18 protein-coding genes are annotated in these 20,446 nt (G+C 66.4%); 9 read left to right on the forward strand and 9 right to left on the reverse strand.

Going from position 1 to position 20,446, the window contains the following annotated elements; translation table 11 throughout:
- Positions 1-68: 68 nt before the first annotated feature.
- From BKH32_RS09155 to BKH32_RS09170, 4 genes are all read left to right on the forward strand, one after another.
- On the forward strand, positions 69-938 hold the full coding sequence (locus BKH32_RS09155; protein ID WP_075249739.1) for a sugar phosphate isomerase/epimerase family protein: 870 nt from the start codon (positions 69-71) through the stop codon (positions 936-938).
- Positions 939-1,099: 161 nt separating this feature from the next.
- Positions 1,100-2,716, forward strand: coding sequence for an MFS transporter (locus BKH32_RS09160; RefSeq protein WP_075249740.1), 1,617 nt, complete (start codon positions 1,100-1,102; stop codon positions 2,714-2,716).
- Between the two features lie 182 nt (positions 2,717-2,898).
- Positions 2,899-4,179 (forward strand): MFS transporter, encoded by a 1,281-nt coding sequence (locus tag BKH32_RS09165; protein WP_075249741.1) that lies wholly within the window; start codon positions 2,899-2,901, stop codon positions 4,177-4,179.
- Positions 4,180-4,331: 152 nt separating this feature from the next.
- Complete coding sequence (locus BKH32_RS09170; RefSeq protein ID WP_075249742.1) at positions 4,332-5,498, forward strand: zinc-binding dehydrogenase; 1,167 nt, start codon at positions 4,332-4,334, stop codon at positions 5,496-5,498.
- A 548-nt stretch (positions 5,499-6,046) separates the two neighbouring features.
- Here BKH32_RS09170 and BKH32_RS09175 read toward each other — a convergent pair.
- Entirely contained in the window at positions 6,047-6,316 is a 270-nt protein-coding gene (locus tag BKH32_RS09175; protein WP_075249743.1) for a hypothetical protein, read from the reverse strand.
- Positions 6,317-6,889: 573 nt separating this feature from the next.
- A complete protein-coding gene (locus BKH32_RS13635) occupies positions 6,890-8,038 on the reverse strand; it encodes a hypothetical protein (protein WP_143222785.1) in 1,149 nt (382 codons plus the stop codon).
- Positions 8,039-8,529: 491 nt separating this feature from the next.
- Here BKH32_RS13635 and guaA point away from each other — a divergent pair, with 491 nt between their 5' ends.
- Positions 8,530-10,116: a glutamine-hydrolyzing GMP synthase gene (gene guaA / locus BKH32_RS09185; protein ID WP_075249844.1), complete on the forward strand. Its 1,587-nt coding sequence runs from the start codon at positions 8,530-8,532 to the stop codon at positions 10,114-10,116.
- 722 nt (positions 10,117-10,838) lie between these two features.
- Positions 10,839-11,705, forward strand: a complete 867-nt coding sequence (locus BKH32_RS09190) for a hypothetical protein (protein WP_075249745.1) — start codon at positions 10,839-10,841, stop codon at positions 11,703-11,705.
- A 93-nt stretch (positions 11,706-11,798) separates the two neighbouring features.
- Here the strand turns inward: BKH32_RS09190 and BKH32_RS09195 are convergent, their stop codons facing one another.
- Genes BKH32_RS09195 through BKH32_RS09205 form a run of 3 tightly spaced genes read right to left on the reverse strand, consistent with a single transcriptional unit; the run spans position 11,799 to position 15,097 of the window.
- On the reverse strand, positions 11,799-12,983 hold the full coding sequence (locus BKH32_RS09195; RefSeq protein WP_256691505.1) for an ABC transporter permease: 1,185 nt from the start codon (positions 12,981-12,983) through the stop codon (positions 11,799-11,801).
- Entirely contained in the window at positions 12,970-14,112 is a 1,143-nt protein-coding gene (locus tag BKH32_RS09200) for an ABC transporter permease (protein WP_075249746.1), read from the reverse strand. Before BKH32_RS09200 ends, BKH32_RS09195 begins: the two co-directional genes overlap by 14 nt.
- A gap of 1 nt (position 14,113) precedes the next feature.
- A complete protein-coding gene (locus BKH32_RS09205) occupies positions 14,114-15,097 on the reverse strand; it encodes an ABC transporter ATP-binding protein (RefSeq protein ID WP_075249747.1) in 984 nt (327 codons plus the stop codon).
- Positions 15,098-15,290: 193 nt separating this feature from the next.
- Here BKH32_RS09205 and BKH32_RS09210 point away from each other — a divergent pair, with 193 nt between their 5' ends.
- Positions 15,291-16,427 (forward strand): sensor histidine kinase, encoded by a 1,137-nt coding sequence (locus tag BKH32_RS09210; protein ID WP_075249748.1) that lies wholly within the window; start codon positions 15,291-15,293, stop codon positions 16,425-16,427.
- Complete coding sequence (locus tag BKH32_RS09215; RefSeq protein WP_075249749.1) at positions 16,424-17,104, forward strand: response regulator transcription factor; 681 nt, start codon at positions 16,424-16,426, stop codon at positions 17,102-17,104. The genes BKH32_RS09210 and BKH32_RS09215 overlap by 4 nt, the downstream gene beginning before the upstream one ends.
- On the opposite strand, the gene BKH32_RS13290 is transcribed toward BKH32_RS09215, so the two are convergent.
- Positions 17,080-17,244, reverse strand: coding sequence for an NAD(P)H-dependent oxidoreductase (locus tag BKH32_RS13290; RefSeq protein ID WP_252862928.1), 165 nt, complete (start codon positions 17,242-17,244; stop codon positions 17,080-17,082). The genes BKH32_RS09215 and BKH32_RS13290 overlap by 25 nt on opposite strands.
- 40 nt (positions 17,245-17,284) lie before the next feature.
- Complete coding sequence (locus tag BKH32_RS13945) at positions 17,285-17,425, reverse strand: hypothetical protein (RefSeq protein ID WP_178384594.1); 141 nt, start codon at positions 17,423-17,425, stop codon at positions 17,285-17,287.
- Positions 17,426-17,632: 207 nt separating this feature from the next.
- Here BKH32_RS13945 and BKH32_RS09225 point away from each other — a divergent pair, with 207 nt between their 5' ends.
- A complete protein-coding gene (locus BKH32_RS09225; protein ID WP_075249751.1) occupies positions 17,633-18,901 on the forward strand; it encodes an ATP-binding protein in 1,269 nt (422 codons plus the stop codon).
- 89 nt (positions 18,902-18,990) lie between these two features.
- On the opposite strand, the gene BKH32_RS09230 is transcribed toward BKH32_RS09225, so the two are convergent.
- Both BKH32_RS09230 and BKH32_RS09235 read right to left on the reverse strand, forming a co-directional pair.
- On the reverse strand, positions 18,991-19,374 hold the full coding sequence (locus BKH32_RS09230) for a hypothetical protein (RefSeq protein ID WP_075249752.1): 384 nt from the start codon (positions 19,372-19,374) through the stop codon (positions 18,991-18,993).
- Between the two features lie 145 nt (positions 19,375-19,519).
- Entirely contained in the window at positions 19,520-20,398 is an 879-nt protein-coding gene (locus tag BKH32_RS09235) for an aldo/keto reductase (RefSeq protein ID WP_075249753.1), read from the reverse strand.
- Between the last annotated feature and the right edge of the window lie 48 nt (positions 20,399-20,446).

Raw genomic sequence — 20,446 nt, forward strand, 5'->3', positions numbered from 1 at the left:
CCCCGACGCAATTGTCATGACATTATGGGGGTGCTGACAGGGATGTCGGCGCCCGAGAGGAGACCTCCATGGTAGACATCGCCCTTGACCCGAACATGTACTACCGCACCATGCCCACGGTGCGCACGCTCTACAAGGCCGCCGAGCTGGGCTTCGAGCACGTCGAGCTCTCGCCCAACGCGGACTTCCACTTCTGGCACCACCGCCCCGCCGCCGACGACGCCTTCGTCGCCGAGCTCAACAAGGCTCAGAAGGAGACGGGTGTCAAGGTTCGCACCCTCAACCCCGTCTTCAACTGGTCCTCGCCCGACGAGGAGGAGCGTCGCGCCCAGGTGTCCAACTGGCGCCGCCTGCTCGAGCTCGCCGACCAGATCGACGTCCGGGAGATCACCTCCGAGTTCTCCGGAGACCGCAACCAGGCCCGCCGCAGCGAGGAGCAGTGGTTCCGCTCCATCGAGGAGCTCATCCCCGACTTCGAGCGCTACGGCATCCGCCTCAACATGGAGGCCCACCCCTATGACTTCGTCGAGCTGCACGATCCGGCCCTGAACCTTGTGCGCGCGGTCAACAAGGACTGGATCGGCTATGAGTTCTGCTGCCCGCACGCCTTCCACCTCTCCGACGGCGCCGGCGACGTCGAGCGCATGATCCGCACCGCCCACGAGGCCGGCAAGCTGCGTGAGGTCCACATCGCCGACGGCTTCAACCACCGCGCCAACGACGGTAACCGCTACATCGTCAACCCGCCCGGCGCCGACGTCACCGTCCACCAGCACAACGAGGTCGGCAACGGTGAGGTCGACTGGGACGCCGTCTTCTCCACGCTGCGCGACATCGGCTTCGACGGTGTGCTCTCCGTGTGCGTCTTCGGCTGGCACGAGCACGCCGATGACATCAACCGCCGAGTGCTGGCCAGGCTCCGCGAGGAGCTCGGCTGACCCTCATCGGCCCTCGCCGCTGCCGGTGAGGGCCGCTCACGCTGCCGGTTCCCGCTCCTGCGCTGCGGGGCGGTGACCGGCGGACCGGACCAACCGCTCCATCCAGCAGCGCTCTCTTTCGCTTCCGCCAACGATGGCGGACGACCCAAGGAGTTCCTTCAATGTCCACATCACCCACTTCTGCGGCGCAGTACACGCCGGAGAAGATCCAGGAGCTGGTTGACCAGACCCCCGCGTCGGGTCCGAAGCGCTCGCTCGGACTCATCGCCCTGGTCGCCACCCTCGGCTCGCTGCTCTTCGGCTACGACACCGGAGTGATCTCGGCAGCGCTGCCGTACATGTACCTGCCGCACGACGCCAGTGGCCTTCAGATCAACTCAGTGGAGGAGGGGCTCGTAGGGACCTTCCTGTGCCTGGGTGCCGCGCTGGGGGCCTCAGTCGGCGGCAAGCTCTCCGACAAGTACGGGCGCCGTCACAACATCACGCTCCTGGCCGCGGTCTTCTTCTTCGGCGCACTGGGATGCACCTTCTCCCCGAACATCTGGGTCCTCTACTTCTTCCGCATCGTCCTGGGCTTCGCCGTCGGTGGCGCCTCGGCGACGGTTCCGGTCTTCCTCGGTGAGACGGCCCCCAAGCGCATCCGTGGAACGCTCGTGGCCGTGGACCAGATGATGATCGTCTTCGGTCAGTTCCTCGCCTTCTCCATGAACGCGGTCCTGACCCAGATCCACGGCGGGCCGGAGGTCACGGTCGCCAAGGACGTCGTCAACAGCTCCGGTGAGGTTGTCGCCAAGGCCGGCGACAAGGTCGCCTGGGAGACCGTGCAGCACTTCAGCAACGTCATGGTCGAGTCCGGTAACGGCACGACCTGGCGTTACATGCTCGTGCTGGCCTCGCTGCCGGCCATCGCGCTGTGGATCGGCATCCGCCTCATGCCGGAGTCCTCGCGCTGGTACGTCGCCAACCTGCGTATCGCCGAGGCCATCGGCTCCCTCAAGCGTGTGCGCGACGAGTCCAAGGACGGACCCATCGCCGAAGAGGTCGACGAGATGCTCGAGGTCCAGCGCAGGGAGGCCGGCCAGGAGAAGTGGGGCCTGGCGCAGATCATGGGCGTCAAGTGGACCCGGCACCTGCTCATCATCGGCATCATCCTGGGCCTGGCCGACCAACTCACCGGCATCAACACGGCCATGTACTACACGCCCAAGGTGCTCTCCGCGGCCGGCCTGCCCATGAGCGACGCGATCTCCCTCAATGTCGTCTCCGGATTCATCTCCTTCGTGGGGTCGGCCGTGGGGCTGTGGCTGGTCACCAAGTTCGCCCGGCGGCACGTGGGCATCTACCAGGAGGCCAGCATCGTGGTCTCCCTGGGCCTCCTGGCCGCGGTCTTCTTCTTCCTCATTCAGCCCTACCAGGACGCCGACGGCAACATCAAGGGAGCTCCCGCCTTCGCCCCCTACCTGGTGCTGCTCATCGTCTCGCTGTTCGTCTTCGCCAAGCAGTCCGGAACGGTCACCTGGGTCCTCGTGGCGGAGATATTCCCCGCCAAGGTTCGCGGCACGGCCATGGGGCTGGCGGTCGGTGCTCTGTGGATCGCCAACGCGATCGTCGCCCTGGTCTTCCCCATCATGATGGAGAAGCTCGGAGGATCGGGCACCTATCTCATCTTCTGCCTCATCAACGTGTTCTCTCTCGTCTTCTACATGAAGTACGTGCCCGAGACGAAGTACCACTCCCTGGAGGAGCTCGAGGAGCGCTTCGAGAAGGAGTACAGCTGAGATCAAGGGGTGAGAGACTGCGGCAGTGGCCGGTGGGGCCGAACCGATCGGATTGAATCGACTGTCAGGCTCTGACACACTGTCGCAGTTCCCCCTCCCGACCTCTCCTCGTTCAGACAACTTCCCTTCCCAGCTGAGACCAACACATATCTGCCGCCCATGACGTACACGGTGACCGGTCCATGAACCCGCATCCGCCGCGCAGTGCGCCGCCAGCCCCGGCTCACCTCCGCCTGTACGCCTGGGCGGCCGGTCTGTTCCTCGGCGCCCTGGAAGGGGCCCTGGCCATCGGGGTCGCCGGCGCGCGCGGCAGCGCTCTGCCCCTGATCAGCACCCTCACTGCGGCGATGGTGCTGGGGACCGTCGCCGGTCGCCCTCCCGTCCGGTACCAGGGGCGACGGCGAATGGGCCTGCTCATGGGCGCTCTGGCAGTGCTGGGTGCCGGGGTCGCAGCCGGGCTCGGAGGCGTCGTCGGCCTGATCGGGGCGGGCCTGGTGGGCCTTGCCATGGGCGGGGTGCTCGTCGTGACGCCACTGGTGTGCCACGAGCTCTCCCTGCGCGGACACAAGCGACTCATGCCTCAGGCCATGGCCCTCGGTCCGGCCGCGGCCGGCGTGGTGGTCCTGGTGGCCTGGTGGAGTCCCTCGCGGCTCCTCATCGGCTGGGCGATGGTCGCCGTCGCCGCGCTGGTGTACCTGGTCTGCGCCCTGCTCCTGCCTGAGAGCCCGGTCTGGCTGGTGCGGCAGGGGCACGACGTCGAGGCCTTCGAGGCACTGCGCCGCCTGCACGGGACCCTGGAGGCCTCCGTGGCCATCGACTGGACCCGGCTGGACGCGGAGATGATGGCCGAGCAGCAGGCCATGTCTCCCGCTGAGCTGCGAGTGCCCGAGGTGCGTGCCGCCGTGCTCACCGGCGCTGTCCTCATCATCGCCCAGGAGGCGCCCCTGGGAACGGCTGCCCTGGTCCTCGCCCCGCTGATCGCCACCGAGCTCGGGCTCGCGTCCGCTGCGATCGCCATGAGCGCCGTGACCTGGATGGGGCTGGCGCTCCTCGCCCTGGCGCTGGTGACCCGGGTCGAGCGGCTGCGCTTCCTGCGGGTGGTGCTGGGAACGGTCGTCGCCGTCCTGGGGGCCACCTTCCTGGTGACCGGCATGACCATGGGGGGTGTGGGCGGCGCCTGGACGATCACCATCTCCCTGACGATCCTGGTCGCCAGCCAGACCGTCCTGGTCCTGCCCGCCTGCCAGGGGGCGATCGACCCGCGGATCCCGCCCTGGCTGGTTGAGGCGCAGCGGCGGGCCTCGGCGACCGGAGGGGCCCTGGCGCGCGCCGGTGTCCTCCTGGCCTCACTGATCATCGTGAAGTACTTCGGGACGCACGCCCTGTTCTGGGCGGCCTTCACGCTGTCGGTGCTCAGTGTCGCCGTCGTGCTCCTGCGGCTGCCGCGCGAGCTGAAGGTCTAGGCGAGCGCGGGGAAGCTCTGAAGAACGGTGTCCGCGCATCCGACTTCAGACCTATGATTTGTTAGGACAAATGTCGTATGGTTGGGGATGTGGCCGCAAGAGGCCACTCGGCGGCCCGACGTCGTCGACACCTGACAGAGAGGCACCTGAGCATGACGAGCAACGAGGCAGTCCAGGCCTCAGAGACAACCGTGTCCATCCCTGAGACCATGAAGGCCGCGGTCCTGCGCGACCACGAGGTCGGCCTGCAGATCGAGACCCTGCGCACCCCCCGGCCCAAGAGCGGCGAGGTCCTCATCAAGGTGGCCGCCTGCGGGCTGTGCCACTCCGACCTCCACGTCATCGGTGGCGCCATCGCCTTCCCACTGCCGGCGGTGCTCGGCCACGAGGTCTCCGGCACCATCGTGGAGCTCGGCCCCGGCAACGAGCACACCGGCCTGACGATCGGGCAGAAGGTGGCCGGCGGCTTCCTCATGCCCTGCGGCCAGTGCGACGCCTGCGCCTCGGGGCGCGACGAGCTGTGCGGCCCCTTCTTCGACCTCAACCGCCTCAAGGGCGTCCTCTACGACGGCACCACCCGCCTGGCCACCCCCGACGGCGAGCCGGTGGCCATGTACTCCATGGGTGGCCTGGCCGAGTACGCGGTCGTTCCCTCCACCGCCGTGGCCCCCGTGCCCGACACCATCGACATGGTGCCGGCCGCCATCCTGGGCTGCGCGGCCATGACCGGCTACGGGGCCGTGCGCCGCGGCGCCGACCTGCGCTACGGGGAGACCGTCGCCGTGGTCGCCACCGGCGGTGTGGGCACCAACATCGTCCAGATCGCCCGGGCCTTCGGCGCCAGCCAGGTCATCGCCATTGACGTTGATGACGACAAGCTCGCCCCCATGCTCGACTACGGGGCCACGGCCGTGGTCAACTCCGTCACCCAGGACGCTCGAGAGGAGGTCTTCCGGCTCACCGGTGGCAAGGGGGTTGACGTCTCCTTCGAGGCCCTGGGTATCCCCGCCACCTGGACCACCGCCCTGGATGTGCTGGCCGATGGTGGCCGCATGGTGCCGATCGGACTGGGGGCCGGCGTGCAGACCGCCGGGGTGGAGATCAACCGCACCGTGCGCCGCTCGCAGTCGATCCTCGGCTCCTACGGGGCGCGCACCCGCCAGGACTTGCCGGCTGTCGTCGACCTGGCCGACAAGGGCGTCATCAACTACCGCGATGTCGTCTCGCGCCGCCTGCCGCTGGAGGAGGCCGGCGCCGGCTACACCGCGCTGCGCAACCGCGAGATCCAGGGACGCGCTGTCGTCGACATGGCGCTGTGATCCCAGGCGGTCAAGCCCCGGTCGCCGAGGCTTGACCGCGCGCTCTCATCCTCGCGCCTCCTGCTCGGGCCTTGCAGGCCTGAGTGGGAGGCGCGATGCGCGATCCGAGACCGAGGCGGAGGGCGCTTGGTGTCCACATCTGCAGCAAAGGAGCCTGTGGCTCGATCAAACCGTTGATAGAACCGCAGAATCACGCGGTTTCATATTGGCGGTCCGAGCCCGGGGGAGGCCTTTGCTGCAGATATGGACATCTTGACCGCTCTTGCCGCCCAGGGAGGGCGGTAGCCGCGTCGGGAGGAGGGAGCCCTCACCGTCCTGGTTGTGCCGTAGTTCCGCCGTCACTTCCTCATGGCACAGAGGAGCGGGTATGAGAAGAGGGGCGCCGCGTGTGCGGTGCCCCTCGGGTTGCCATGGCTGCGCGGGCTTCCTTGGCCGCGCAGCCTCGTAATTTCTGCGCCCTTGCCGGGCTGGGTCCGGATCCTGCGTTGCTTGTGGTGCGTGGTCCGGATCCGGTGGAGCTCCAGTGAACTCGTTAGCATCGTCTACGCTCAGCGGGCCTCGAGGAGGTTGATGCCGGTGTAGATGCCCACTCCCATGGCGATCGCGGCCAGGACGGCGGCGGCGAACATGAGGGTCGGGATGCCGGTGACGGCACCGACGACGGCCATGACCATGACGGCGAACATGACGGCGATCATGGCGACGGCGAAGGTGAGGCGGTTGGTGTCGGTCTGCGCGCCGGTGGTCGTCTGGGTGGCGGTGCTGGCGGCGGTGGTCTCGACGGTCTGGGTGGGGCGCTCGGTGATGGTGGCGGTCATGTGAGTATTCCTCTCGGTGTGTGTCGAGCAGGTCCGCCTGACCATGAGTCGTGCGTCCCTGCACGACTGTGTGCAGCCCGTGGGCCGGACGGAGGTTTCTCCGTCACGTAGAACTCTAGGAACGCTCCACCTGATTGTCTAGACAAAGGATCGTGACGTGTGTTGCGTCGGTGGTTCGTCGATCACAGGGGTCGCAGGGAGATGGGGTGATCGCTCTTGGAGGGGTGCGCCCGAACGTGGCGTTATTGAGGGGATTGCCGGCCCCGGTGGGGCGTTGAGGGGATCAGCGTCACGCTGGTTTTGATACGGAAGCGTGACCTGTGTGGTAGGAGTGCGATGTCAACCACTGGTCTAGTCATCCTGTGGTGGCGGGCAACGCAGCGAGGTGTGTCGCCGGGCCTGGTCGCTCGCCTGTGCGGTCGTCTTCGTGCGCGGCATCAGGAGTGTGTACCGGCAGGGCGGAGTGTGGCTGACTGCTGCCCTGCCGTGGGGACGTACTCGTCGGCTGGGTCTGGGGCCTGCTGTCGTACTGCTGGTACTTGGCTGGGCTCCGGGCCGAAGAAGCGGCGGTGATCAGTAGTGGCTTGACAGGGCGCTGAAGAGGAGCGCGGCGTAGAGCATGAAGACGAGGCCGAACCAGGCGGCAATGCCGAGCAGGAGGCCTTTGATCATCGCGTGGTTGTAAGCGTGTGTGACGACGCCTAGTCCTCGAGCGGTGCTGTTGGCCGTGATCATGGGGATCAACCCGAACAGCCCGAAGAAGAAGCTGATCCAGAATGTTGGCCGTACCGAGGGCAGCAGCGCGGCGACGGAAGCGTCGTCTAAGGGGGTGCCGTCGGCGCCGATGGTCTGGTACGTGCGTGCCAGGATCGTTGGGCGTCCCGCAGTGACGCTCTGGGGTGACGTTCGTGCGGTCCAGGTGCCATCGCACCACTGCTTGAACGATGGGAAGAAGACTGGGATCGCGAGAGCGAGGGTTGCCACGCTTGCCGAAATAAAGTGTGCCTCAAAATGAGAAGTTAAATAACCACCTCCGAATGAACTACCTCTGGACACATAGTTCAACACTATCAACCCGACTCCTGCAACTATCGCCAGGAGTCGCATCATGGTGACATTCTTGCGGAGCGCCATCAGCACGAGAAGAGCGGTGCCGCAAACAAGAAGAAGGGTCGCTGCCGCAAGCATTAATAATCCGATACCGCGGAAATAATAAAGCATTAATCCGATATTGCGGAAATAATCAAGCATCCAGGTGAATAATTTAGTAGCGGTCCATAGTGAGGCGATGCCAAGGGCGCTCGCGGTGATGGCACTGCGGGGTGTGTGGGCGCGGTGCGGCAGGCGCCCCCACAGGGTGAAGCCGGTGATGACCAACAGGATCGCATAGGCGGCTGCGACAAGGGGGGTGTCGAGTTCGTCGTTGAAACCGGAGGCGGCAAGGAAAAAGTTTCTAACAAGTGAGGCAAGTGCAGTGATACTGGCTGCCACGAATGCAGTCGGCGCTGTTCTTCTGACGGTCTGAGCGATTCCTATGATGATGAGGGGCAGGTGACTGAACAGAAAAGAGCTCAGTAGGAGTGACGGTGATGCCCCTGCCCCTTCATTTTGTATATGGTTAAGATAGGCTCGATCGCCAATGGGGAGGTAGTAATACCATTGATATCCCAATGTGTACATCTCCAGGGCTGCGGCGAGGAGGGCGAGGATGAGGACTGCCAACTGTTGTCCTCGGGGCCACTGCGTGTTGCTGGCGGGAACCGCGGGCTGCAGCGCAGGTGCTGTGGCGCCTGCTGTGATGGTGGTGGCCGTCGGTGGAGGGGATGCCAGGTTCGATTGTAAGTGGGACGCCGTCGTGGGAGAGATTTCGGTGGGTGCGGCTCCTGCATCGAGTCGCTGCGGTGAACTCGCCGGTGGAGGGGGGACCGGAGCAGCCGGGAACCTACCGGTCGGCGGGGTAGGGGGAGGTGGTGTCGAGGTTTGGCGTGAAGGAGTACTGGCGGTGGGATCGTTGTTGGGAGGTGTAGTTGTAGGGACCTGCTGAGGGGGGCCAGCATCGGGGTGGGATTGCATGGAGGCGATAGTACCCGGTTCAAGTGAACCGCCCCCGGGTTTGATGGAGGCAGTGATGACACGGAAGGATCACTGCCATAGGACAGAAGAAGTAAGCGTGTTCGATGGTCTGTGCCAACCCCTCCGGCTACCCTGTTCGGGTGACGACCAGCCAGACCTCTTCCAGCGCCGTCGGCCCCGTCCTCGTGGTGGACTTCGGTGCCCAGTACGCCCAGCTCATCGCCCGCCGCGTGCGCGAGGCCGGTGTCTACTCAGAGATCGTGCCCCACTCCATGGATGCCGCCGCCATGCTGGACAAGCAGCCGTCGGCCATTATCCTGTCCGGCGGGCCCTCCTCGGTCTACGCCGACGGTGCCCCGTCCGTTGATCCGGCCCTCTTCGACGCCGGAGTGCCGGTCCTGGGGATCTGCTACGGATTCCAGGTCATGGCCCAGGCCCTGGGCGGAACGGTCGGGCGCACCGGCACCCGCGAGTACGGGCACACCCCCGCCCGCGTGGCGGAGGGCTCCTGCCTGTTCGACGGCACCCCGGACGACCAGGTGGTGTGGATGAGTCACGGTGACGCGGTCCAAGCCGCCCCTGAGGGCTTCACGGTCACCGCCTCCACCTCCCAGACCCCGGTGGCCGCCTTCGAGAACCCGGGCCGCCGCCTCTACGGGCTGCAGTGGCACCCCGAGGTCCTCCACTCCGAGCACGGGCAGGCCGCCCTGGTCAACTTCCTGCACAAGGAGGCGGGGCTACCGGCCACCTGGACGCCGGACAACATCATCGACGAGCAGGTGGCCCGCATCCGCGAGCAGGTGGGCGACGCCCACGTCATCTGCGGTCTGAGCGGGGGAGTGGACTCCTCCGTGGCCGCTGCCCTCGTCCACCGCGCCATCGGCGACCAGCTCACCTGCATCTTCGTCGACCACGGCCTGCTGCGCGCCGGCGAGCGCGAGCAGGTCGAGCACGACTACGCCGAGGGCATGGGTATCCGCGTCATCACGGTTGACGAGACCGAGCGCTTCCTGAGTGCCCTGGCCGGCGTCACCGAGCCGGAGGCCAAGCGCAAGATCATCGGCCGGGAGTTCATCCGCTCCTTCGAAGCCGCCCAGCGCCGGGTCATTGAGGCCGTGGGAGCCGAGGGCGGTGAGATCCGCTTCCTGGTCCAGGGGACCCTGTATCCCGACGTCGTCGAGTCCGGTGGGGGAGAGGGCGCCGCCAACATCAAGAGCCACCACAACGTGGGCGGCCTGCCCGAGGACCTCGACTTCGAGCTCATCGAGCCGCTGCGCGAGCTGTTCAAGGACGAGGTGCGCGCCATCGGCCGCGAGCTGGGTGTGCCGGAGAAGATCGTCGCCCGCCAGCCCTTCCCCGGGCCGGGGCTCGGCATCCGCGTCATCGGGGAGGTGACGGCCGAGAACCTGCGTGTGCTGCGGGCCGCCGATGCCATCGCCCGCGAGGAGCTCACTGCCGCCGGGCTCGACGACGAGATCTGGCAGTGCCCGGTGGTGCTGCTGGCCGACGTGCGCTCCGTGGGAGTGCAGGGCGACGGGCGCACCTACGGTCACCCCATTGTTCTGCGGCCGGTCAGCAGCGAGGACGCCATGACCGCGGACTGGACCCGCCTGCCCTACGACGTCCTGGCGCGCATCTCCAACCGGATCACCAACTCCGTGCCGGAGGTCAACCGGGTGGTGCTCGACTGCACGAGCAAGCCCCCGGGCACCATCGAGTGGGAGTGACGGGCGATTCGGCACGACTGCCTGCCGCTTGCAAAGCCCCGCCGGTGCGATGCGCCGGCGGGGCCTTGTTGTACTCGTCGCGATGAGCACGATCCGACGTGTCTGCTGGTCCTGGTTGGGGTAGGGCTGGCTGCCGGGCGGGCGGTGGGCCGGGCCTGTGGATCGAGGACTGCGATTGTCGTCGAGGACGTACGTATCCTCCAGATCACTGGGGTTTCCCCGCAGTGGTCTGTAGGAGAAGTCAGTCCTCGTGCAGGAAGTACGTCCCCGATCTGGTGAGGTATGGACTTGGGTCGGTGATTGCGTGAGCTGCAGGAATGACGGATGCTCGTCTGGGTATCAGTTGGAGTCTTGAAAAATCGCCGGCAGAACAATAGTGGTTCTCGAGTCCTGCGTTTCAATGGGCTTTGAGTCTGGGAGTGAATGATTGTTGACGCCTACTCCTTTTTCAGGGGTCGCCACATTTCTTCGGTTGGACCGTTAAGGTGCAGTGGACGATGTGCATAAATGTGCGTCCTGCGAGTAGCGTCACTCTGCTGTTGGTTGCGATGACATTAAGTTTCATTCGGAAGGTTAGTCTCCATTTTGGAATGTAATAATTCTGAATACTGTGCTTCTGGGCGTGCTGTCTGGGTGGTGTGCTGGTTACGATGAGTGGTGCAGCGGGTGTCGCTGCATTCGTTTGTCCCGTTTCGGCTTTCCGTCGAATATCAGGAGCCACAATGTCGTACCCTCCTCAGTCCATCTCTCCTCAGCAGTACCCGACTCAAGGTCAGGTTCCTGCACCGATGCAGCAGGCGCCTGCGCCGGTGAAGAAGGGACGCAACACCGTGGGCATCGTTGCTCTGGTGATGGCGATCATCGGGTTCATCTTCGCCTGCCTCCCCGGCGCGCTCATCGTTGGCTGGATCCTGCTGCCAATCTCCTTCATCGTCGGTTTGGTGGGCCTCTTCCGGAAAGGGGAGGCCGTTTGGCCTGCAGTCACCGCGGTGATCGTCTCGGTTGTCGGAACCATCGTCGGCGTCTTCGTCTTCCTGGTGGTTGTAGGCAATGCTGTCGATGAGGCGATTTCCTCCACGAGCGCCGTCTCTGCGGCACCGGCTCCCGATGGGGCGTCGTCGAACTCAGGAGGATCGGGCGCTGCAGACTCCGCACAGGGAAAGACTCGGGAGAACCCCTACCCTCTCCGTACCGAGATCTCCAGCAAGGACTGGAAGGTGGTGATTAACTCGGTCACTTTCAAGGCTGACGATAAGGTCGCTGCGGCCAATCAGTTCAACGAGCCTCCCGCTGAAGGGAAGGAATACGTTCTCATCAACTACACCGCCACCTACATCGGCAACGACCCGGCCGGAGAAACGCCTGCTTTTGTGCTGGTCGACTTCGTGACGGCGGATGGCGTCACCATTGACGGCGCCGACTCCATCGCCGTCGCCCCGGATTCCATCGATTCTCTGACAGTGCTGTATAAGGGGGCCAGCGTCTCAGGCAACGTCGTGCGCGCTGTACCGTCGGCCAACGCCCAGGATGGGGTTCTTGCGGTGACCCCCGGTCTTCTGGCAGACAAGGTCTTCGTCGCCGTGAAGTGACGACAGTGGCGCAAACCCGCGCAACGTGACGTTGGGGCCGGCCACCAGGTGGTGACCGGCCCCAAGGTCGTGTGGGACGGGTGCGCCAGCGTCCTACAGGGCCGACCGGGCCCGGGCACGCCCCACGGCCACGGCGACGGAGAAGACCGCGACGGCGAACAGGGCGCAGATGCCGCAGTTCCCAAGCAGCGGGCCAATGACGTCGGCGGACATGGAGGTCGCCTCGTACGCCCCGGAGATGGCCTGGTCCGCCCAGTAGCCGGGCGTGAGCCTCGCCGCCCGGGCGAGCGCGTCGGGCAGCCACTCGATGGGCACCCACGCACCGCCCAGGAAGGACAGAGCCATACCACCGATGTTGGCCACGGCGTTGGCCGCATGCTTGCCCACACCGATCTGCCCCATGAGGAATCCGAGCGAGACCGCCACGAGCGTGTAGCTGCCCACGGCCGCAGCGACCACCCCCAGAAGCGGCGCCGACGTCGCCACACTGCCCAGGCCGAAGACCGCCACTCCCAGCCCGAAGACCCACAGCCACCCGGCGAGCCCCACCACGAGGCACGCGCCCAGCAGCCCAAGGCTGCGGGAAGTGCCGCTGACCGGGGTGGCCTCGAGGCGTGCGCGCACCGCCCGGCGCCCCAGCGCCGCCATCAGCGTGGAGATCGTGACGATCGCAAAGGCCATGAGCGGGTAGAAGGAGAACCTGGCGTAGGTGACGAAGCTGTGGGACAGAGGCGTGGCGTCCGGGGTGATCCGTTTCGCGGGGGCGGAGTGGTTCATCGTCTCCTTGGCAAGTGCCACGGCCCGGGCCGGGTCGTCCGTGGTGGTCGTCAGGTAGTCGCTGACCTGCCCCACGTAGGAGTCGGTGCGCACATTCATAAGCGCGCCGGACGCCGACTCGTACCCGATGATCGTGTCCATGTGGGGCGGTTCGGTGCCCTCGCGAGCCGCCTGCTGCAGTCTCTGCCCGTAGCCGGCAGGAATGATGAGGATGTAGCTGATGCGGTTCTGCGCGGTGGCGTCCTGGAGGGCCTGCCTGGAGTCCTCAAGCGGCTGAGCCTCGCCGACGGACTCGACGTAGCCCTTGACCCCGCGGGAGATCGTGGAGCCGTCGCGGTCGATGACGGCCACACTCGCCGTGGCGGCCGTGACCTCATCAGAGCTGTCCTCGGACTTGGCCATTCCGGTCAGCAGGCCGAACAGGCTCAGCACCACCAGGTAGATGAGGATGTACAGCCGGTGAGCGGCCACAACCCTCACACACGTCTTAAAGGTGCTCATGGGTCATCCTCCTTGCACGGATCAGGGCGATGGTCAGGAACAGGCACGTCATGCCCAGCAGGACTGCGCAGCTGCGGGCGAAGGGCTCCAGGGAGTCGTAGTACAGGAGCCCGTAGAAGCAACGGGCCGTCTGCCACAGGGGATTGGCCTGCGCCAGCAGCGGTGCATGCTGCTCGATGGAGCTGGCCAGGGACTGGGATGCGGGCCCGTACAGGCCGGTGAACAGTGACAGCAGAGATGTGAAGCCGGAGATCATCCCGATCTCCAGGTGGGCCAGCGTCCCCAGGGCGGCGCCCACCGCGCTCGCCATGAGGCTGCAGACCCCGATCGCCACGAGGCACAGGAGCATGTGGGGCCCGAAGTCCACGCCCACGACCGAGGCCATGAAGGCGAAGGCGATGAGCAGACAGGCCAGCACGCACACCCAGGAGGCCGCGAGCGTGGCCGTTAGGACCTTCCAGCGGGGCAGACCCGCCAGGGTCTGCCGGGCGCCCACCGGCGAGACAGCCATAGTCCCCTTCACAGCCACCATGGCCACGGTCGTTCCCATGCCGCAGGCGAAGGCCAGCAGCGCGAAGTAGTAGTGGGTCTCCGGCTTGACGGGGGAGGGCGTCACCGAGATCGAGTGGGTGAAGGACTGGTCGGTCTCCAGCGCGGCCAGCTTCTCGGGAGCCGCCCCCGCCTTGGCCAGGGCCGCGTACTCGGCCTGCCTCTGGGTGTAGGAGTCCGTGACCACTCGCAGCACCCGAGTCGTCTCGGCCTCGTTGCCCTGCTGAGTCACGTGCAGCACGGGCTGGTCGCCCTCGATGGCGAGATACCCGTTGGTCTCTCCCCGCTTCGCGGCGGTCTCGGCCTGCGCGACCGAGGAGTGGATGACCTTCGTGATGAGGTGATGATCGGCGTCGTCGGAGGAGATGCGCTCCACGACGGCGTCCAGCCCCGGAGCGGTCCGGTAGGCCTCATCCTGGACGACGCCGAAGCTCATGGGGGTGGCTTCGAAGGCTTTCTCCAGGTTGGAGAACATCGCCATGAAGATGAGGGACAGGACGATGGGGAAGCCGAGCGTCCATACGAGTAGGACGCGGTCTCGCAGGAGCCTGAGCACTTGGTACAGGAAGACGGTCAACATCTCAGGCCGCCTCGTCTCGCAGGGCCCGCCCGGTGATCTCCAGGAAGACGTCGTTGAGGGTCGGGGGCTCGGAGGTCACCCGGCCGCAGGTTGCCCCCGCCGCGTCCAGTGCCCTCATGACATCGGTGAGGTTGTGAGCCCCGGGGGAGCACTCGATGAGCAGCTCACCGTCCTGGTAGGTGACCGTGCGCACATGCTCCAGGCGGCGCAGAGCCTCCAGGGCCTCGTCTCCCAGCGGGGCGGGGTCGACGACCTCCACCCGGATGCGCTCACCGGTGCCGATCATGGCCTTGAGCTCGTCGGAGGTACCGGAGGCCACCTGACGGCCGCGGTCCATAATGACGATCCGGTCGCACAGCTGCTCCACCTCCTCCATGTAGTGGCTCGTGTAGATGACGGTGGCACCGCGCTCGTTGAGACGCTTGATGCCCTCGAGAATGGCGCCCCGGCTCTGCGGGTCGACGGCGACTGTGGGCTCATCGAGGAAGATGAGGTCGGGGCCGTGGGCGATGCCGCAGGCGATGTTGAGGCGGCGCAGCAGGCCGCCGGAGAGCTTCTTGGGCTTGAACCTCACGAACTTCTCCAGGCCGACGAAGGCGATCGCCTCGGCCACCAGGCGGCGCCTCTCGGCGCGGTCGCGCACGTAGAGGGCGCAGAAGGCGTTGACGTTCTCCGCCACCGTGAGCTCATCGAAGACGGCGACCTCCTGAGGCACCACGCCGATGCGACGCTTGAGACCGTAGGAGGTGGGCGTCATCGGCTCACCGAAGACGCGGATCGAGCCCTTGTCGTAGGTGAGCAGCTGAAGGATGCAGCTGATCGTCGTCGTCTTGCCCGAGCCGTTGGGGCCGAGCAGCCCCAGCACCTGACCGCGCGGGATCGTCAGAGACAGTCCGTCCACCGCGACCAGCTCCCCATAGCGCTTGACCAGGGAGTCGACCTCCACCGCCAGGCCCGCCTCGTGGTTCTCATCCTCGCCGTCCATCTCGGGTCCTTCCTTCGTTGCGCCGGTGGTCCCCGGCTCATGACATCCATGGTCCCGGGGCGCGGGGGCGGCCAGAAGTGCCTGGTGTCATGACTGCGGCCGGCCCCCATGACTTCTGTCATGAGATGCCGCAGCGCGTCCGCCGACGGCATGCCGGGCCCACGAGCGCCGGCCATCGACCGATAATCGAGGGATGAGGGTTCTGGTCGACAAGGGCGTGCTGCTGTGCGGCTGCCTCCTGCTGGCCCTGCTCGTGGGGCAGGTGAAGACGGCGGCCGTGATCTGGCTGATCGCGGCCGTGACCGTCGCCGGCCTGAGCATGAGCGCCGACCAGCGACAGTGGGGCATCGCCGTCCCGGCCGCCTACCTCCTGGCGGGAGCCCTCTCGACGGACTCCGTGACCGGGGCGCCGCTGGTCGTCTATGTCCTGGCCCGCCTCGGTGCGCTCGGAACCCGGCACGCGCGAATGGCGGCGGCAGCCGCCTGCATTCCCTTCGCGGCTCTCATGGCCGCCCGGGTTCAGGACATACCCGTGCTGGCCCTGGCCCTGGTGTTCTGCGCGCTCGCGGCCCTCCTGGCGCTGCGCACCGTCCAGGAGGAGGCGGCACGAAGGAGCCTGCACGTGGTGCGCGACGACCTGCGCGAGAAGGTCCTCACCCTGCAGGACACGAACGCCCAGCTGCTCCAGGCCCAGGACTACGAGCTGCGCGCCGCCGCCCTGGCCGAGCGCACCCGCATCGCCCGCGAGATCCACGACGGCGTCGGCCACCTCCTCACCCGCCTCCTGCTGCAGGTCAAGGCCCTCCAGGTCGTCCACCGCGAGGAGCCGGGCGTCGTTGCCGACCTGGCCACCCTGGACAGCGGCCTGGACGAGGCCCTGGACTCCATGCGCCGCTCCGTCCACGCCCTGTCCGACGACGGCGAGGAGCTGGCCACCTCCCTCAACCTGCTGGGCTCGCGCTGCGGCATCGAGTCGGTGAGCGTGGACTGCTCCACCGACGTCGAGCCGCCGGCGGCGGTGGCGCGCTGCGTCGTCGCCGTCGTGCGGGAGGCCCTGACCAACGCCGCCCGCCACGGTGGGGCCCGCTCGGCCCGCGTGGCCGTCACCGACTATCCTGCTTTCTGGCAGGTGACGGTTGACAATGACGGCATCGTCCCCGCCGAGGGCGAGCCGGCCGTGGACGGCCGCGGCGGCTCGGGCCTGGGGCTGCGCTCCATGACTGAGCGGGTCGAGGTCCTGGGCGGCCGGGTGCGGATCACCCCGCGGCCACGGTTCACGGTCTTCGCCACGATCCCCAAGGACGGACAAGGTACACAAGGAGCATCATGAGGGTCCTCATCGTCGACGACGACGCGCTCGTCGCCCAGTCCCTGTCCACGATCCTGTCGGTCGAGGACGACGTCGAGGTCGTCGGCCTGGGCTGCTCGGGACCCGAGGCCACTGAGCGCTACCGGGAGCTGACCCCCGACATCCTCCTCATGGATATCCAGATGCCCGGCGGGGACGGGCTCAGCGCGGCCGAGCAGATTCTGGCCGAGGACGCCGGGGCGCGCATCGTCTTCCTGACCACCTTCTCCGACGACGAGTACATCGTGCGGGCCCTCAAGATGGGAGCGCGCGGCTACCTCATCAAGCAGGACGTCGCCCAGGTCGCCCCGGCGCTGCGCTCCGTCATGGCCGGGGTCTGCGTCCTGGAGGGGGAGGTGCTCGAGCGCAGCACCACCATGGGGCTCAGCGGAGGCACTGCAGGGCGGGAGCAGACCGAGGGAAGCTGGGGGCCGGCCGCCAAGGACCTGCGGAGCACCGCCTTCGCGGCGCTGACCGACCGCGAGTACGAGGTGGTCGAGGCCGTGGCCGAGGGTCTGGACAACGCCGAGGCCGCGGCGCGACTGTTCATGAGCGAGGGCACGGTGCGCAACCACATCAGCGCGATCCTGGCCAAGCTCGGCCTGCGCAACCGCACCCAGGTCGCGGTCATGTACTACCGCTCCGCCCAGGCCGGGTAGAGGGGTGCGTTGACGTACTGACGACGCCCAGGGCAGTCCGGGCGATTCCGCTTGGTGGGCTCGTCGTTCATCCGCTCGATGACGGTCTTGAGGGCACCGGTCATGCCGTGCCGGTAGACCGGAGTTCCCCATGCGAGCACGTCCGCCGCGCACATGCGCTCCCAGACCTGGGGCCACTGGTCACCGGGTGGCGATGAGCCTCGGGGGGATGGCGTAGTCGATGAGGTGGAGCGTCTCGTAGCCGGTTCCTGCAAGCAGCCTCTCCGCCATGGCAGTGGTGTTGCCGTCGCGCTTGGAAGAGGCGTTGACGAACAGCAGCATGTCAGTCCTTTCCAATGTGGCTGGCCCAAGGGCAACTGTTCACCATCGGTTGTTGAGCCTGTCCGGTGCGCTGCGCGGAGACCTTGGGATGCCTGACCCGGTTCTGCAGATCCCTCACGTCGAGTCCTGCAAACTCCTCACTCCATCACCTGCATATTCCCTACTAGGCTCCCTGCAAGTTCCTCACTTCACCTACACTATGACGTCATGGATACCGCTGAGGTCACAGGAACGAGCTACCTGCCGCGCGCCATCGATCCGCTGATGACCCGCGTCCTGGAATCGACCGGGGCGGCCATCCTTGAAGGCCCTCGCGGCTGCGGTAAGACGATGACGGGGCTGGCGCACGCGTCCTCCTACGCCCTGCTTGACACCCCCGAGGCGCAAACGGCTGCCGAGATCGACCCGCATGTGCTGCTGGCCGGAGCCAGCCCGCGCCTCCTGGACGAGTGGCAGCTCATTCCCCAGATCTGGAACCTCGCACGCAGAGAGGTCGACTTCTCTGCCGAGCACGGGCGCTTCATCCTCACCGGCTCGGCCGTGCCAGCCGCCGACCCCATCCGGCACACCGGCGCGACACGCTTCATCCGAGTCCGTCAGCGCACCATGACCTGGGCGGAGAAGGACAACCGTCTCAACGACGACGGCGTCTCGCTGCGCGCGCTGCTCGACGGGGTGCGCCCGTCGTCGTCCATGTCCACGGCTCCGCTCGACGAGATCATCCGTGGCATCCTGTGCCCCGGATTCCCCGGTCTGCTGAACGCTCCATCGGACATCGGGGCACGCAGCATGGAGAGCTACATCAAGGACATCGCAACCACAGACCTCAACCGACTTGCGAACCTGCGCTCCGAGCCGGCAGTCATCGAGCAGCTCATCACGTCACTAGCCTGCTCCACCGCAAGCGACGTCTCCCAGTCGACACTGCGTCGGGACATATCGCGAACGCTACCCGCACCCTCGGAGGCCACTGTTGCCAAGCTGCTCGAACTGTTGGAGCGCGTCTTCATCCTTGAGCCGATCCATCCCTGGGCGGTCTCCCTGCGCTCCAAGGCCCGTTTGCGTCGTTCACCCAAGTACCACCTGGCTGACCCGGCTCTGGCCGCGGCCGCATTGCATGCTGACGCCGCCCGTCTTGGCGCAGACCTTGAGACGCTCGGTTTCCTGTTCGAGTCCGCGGTCATCCATGATCTGCTGGTCTACACCGAGGCCTTGGGGGGACACCTCTACCACTATCGCGACTCCAACGGACACGAGATCGACGCGGTCATCACCATGCCCAATGGCACCTGGGCTGCCATTGAGGTCAAGATCGGTGGCGGGCAGGTACAGCGTGGAGCCCAGAGCCTGGCCTCAGCCATCGCCCAGATCGACATGGCACCTCCCGCATTCAAGGCGGTGATCACCGGGACAGGTTTCAAGGCGGCCCTGCCGGATGGCACGATCACGTTCCCACTGCACGAGCTTCGACCTTGAATCCGCATGGATAGAGCCCAGAGCGTAGACGTGTCCAAGGTGTCACCCTCGGCGAGCTGTCCTTGGCGCATGGACTGCCACGGACCCGGTCAGCGGTTGAAGAGCCTGGCCATGAACTCCCGGTCTTCAGCGAACAGGGTGTTGCCGGCGCCGTGCTGGTCGGAGGCGCCGCGCTGGGAGAAGTAGGAGCTCGGTTTAACGTCGAGCACCGTCAGCCGCGCTATCTCATCCGCACCGACACCCCGTGCCTCATGGAGTGAGACCAGCCGACGGTGACTGGCCCGGTCGGGGTTGGCGGCCTGGAAGGTGCCCTGCCGGATGATGCAGATGGGCTTGGTGCTGTTCGTGGAACCGGCCTTCAAGTCGGACGGGTTGGCCGAGGGGGAGCCCTGGGCGGCGGAGGCGGTGCTTACGCCCAGGGCCTGTACCGTGGCGAGGGACCCAAATGCCTGCCCAAGCGCGCGTCGCGTCATAGGACTCATTCGTATGTTCCTCTCAGTGTCGGGGGATGGAGGTGTCGACTGGTCGCGGTCAGGACATGACGTCCGGCCACCGCCTGGTCACTCGGTGTCGGACACCGGCTCGTACCACGCCAGCCGGTGATGAAGGCCTGGCCGCTCAGTACAGCGTCCCGCCGGCGAGCTGGTTGTTCTTTACGTAGTCGCGCAGCAGCCACATGACGGTCTTGGGGTCGTAGTGGTCGAAGATGCGCGGCAGGCTGCCGTCGTCGAGCGCGGAGAAGACCTCCATGTCCTTGGCGTTCAGCTCGAAGTCGAAGACGTCGAAGTTCTCCTCCATCCGAGGGCGGCGGGTGGACTTGGGGATGACGACGACGTCCTTCTGCATGAGCGCCCGCAGCACCACCTGTCCAGGCTTCTTGCCATACTTCTCGCCGATCTCAGTCAGGACCGGGTTGGCGAAGATGTTGTTCTGGCCCTCGGCGAACGGCGCCCAGGCCTCGTGGACGACGCCGAGCTCGGCCATGACCTCGTGGGCCTCGTCCTGCTGGCGGAAGGGGTGCGTCTCGACCTGGTTGACCGCCGGCGGCACCTCGGCGAGCAGGGCCACGTCGATAAGCCGCTCGGGATAGAAGTTGGACACCCCGATGGTGCGCAGCTTGCCGGCCTTGTAGGCGTCCTCCATAGCGCGGTAGGCGCCGGGGTAGTCGCCCATGGCCTGGTGTAGCAGCATGAGGTCGATGTAGTCGGTGCCCAGCTTGCGCAGCGACTCGTCGATGGAGGCGGTGGCTCGCTCGTAGGTCATGTTAGAGACCCAGATCTTGGAGGTGATGAAGACGTCCTCCCGCGGCACGCTGCTGGCGCGCACGGCGGCGCCGACGCCCTCCTCGTTGCCATAGGCCTGAGCGGTGTCGATGAGGCGATAGCCGACCTCGAGAGCCTCATTCACGTAGCGCTCGGTCTGATCCGGTGGGGTCTGGAAGACGCCGTATCCGAGCATCGGCATCTCGACTCCGTTGTTGAGGGTCTGGTAGAGCATGGGGTTTCCTCCTGGTTCAGCGGACTGCTTCGATCTCGTTGTTTCATG

It is taken from the genome of Actinomyces oris (assembly GCF_001929375.1).
In the GTDB taxonomy this organism is placed as follows: domain Bacteria; phylum Actinomycetota; class Actinomycetes; order Actinomycetales; family Actinomycetaceae; genus Actinomyces; species Actinomyces oris_B.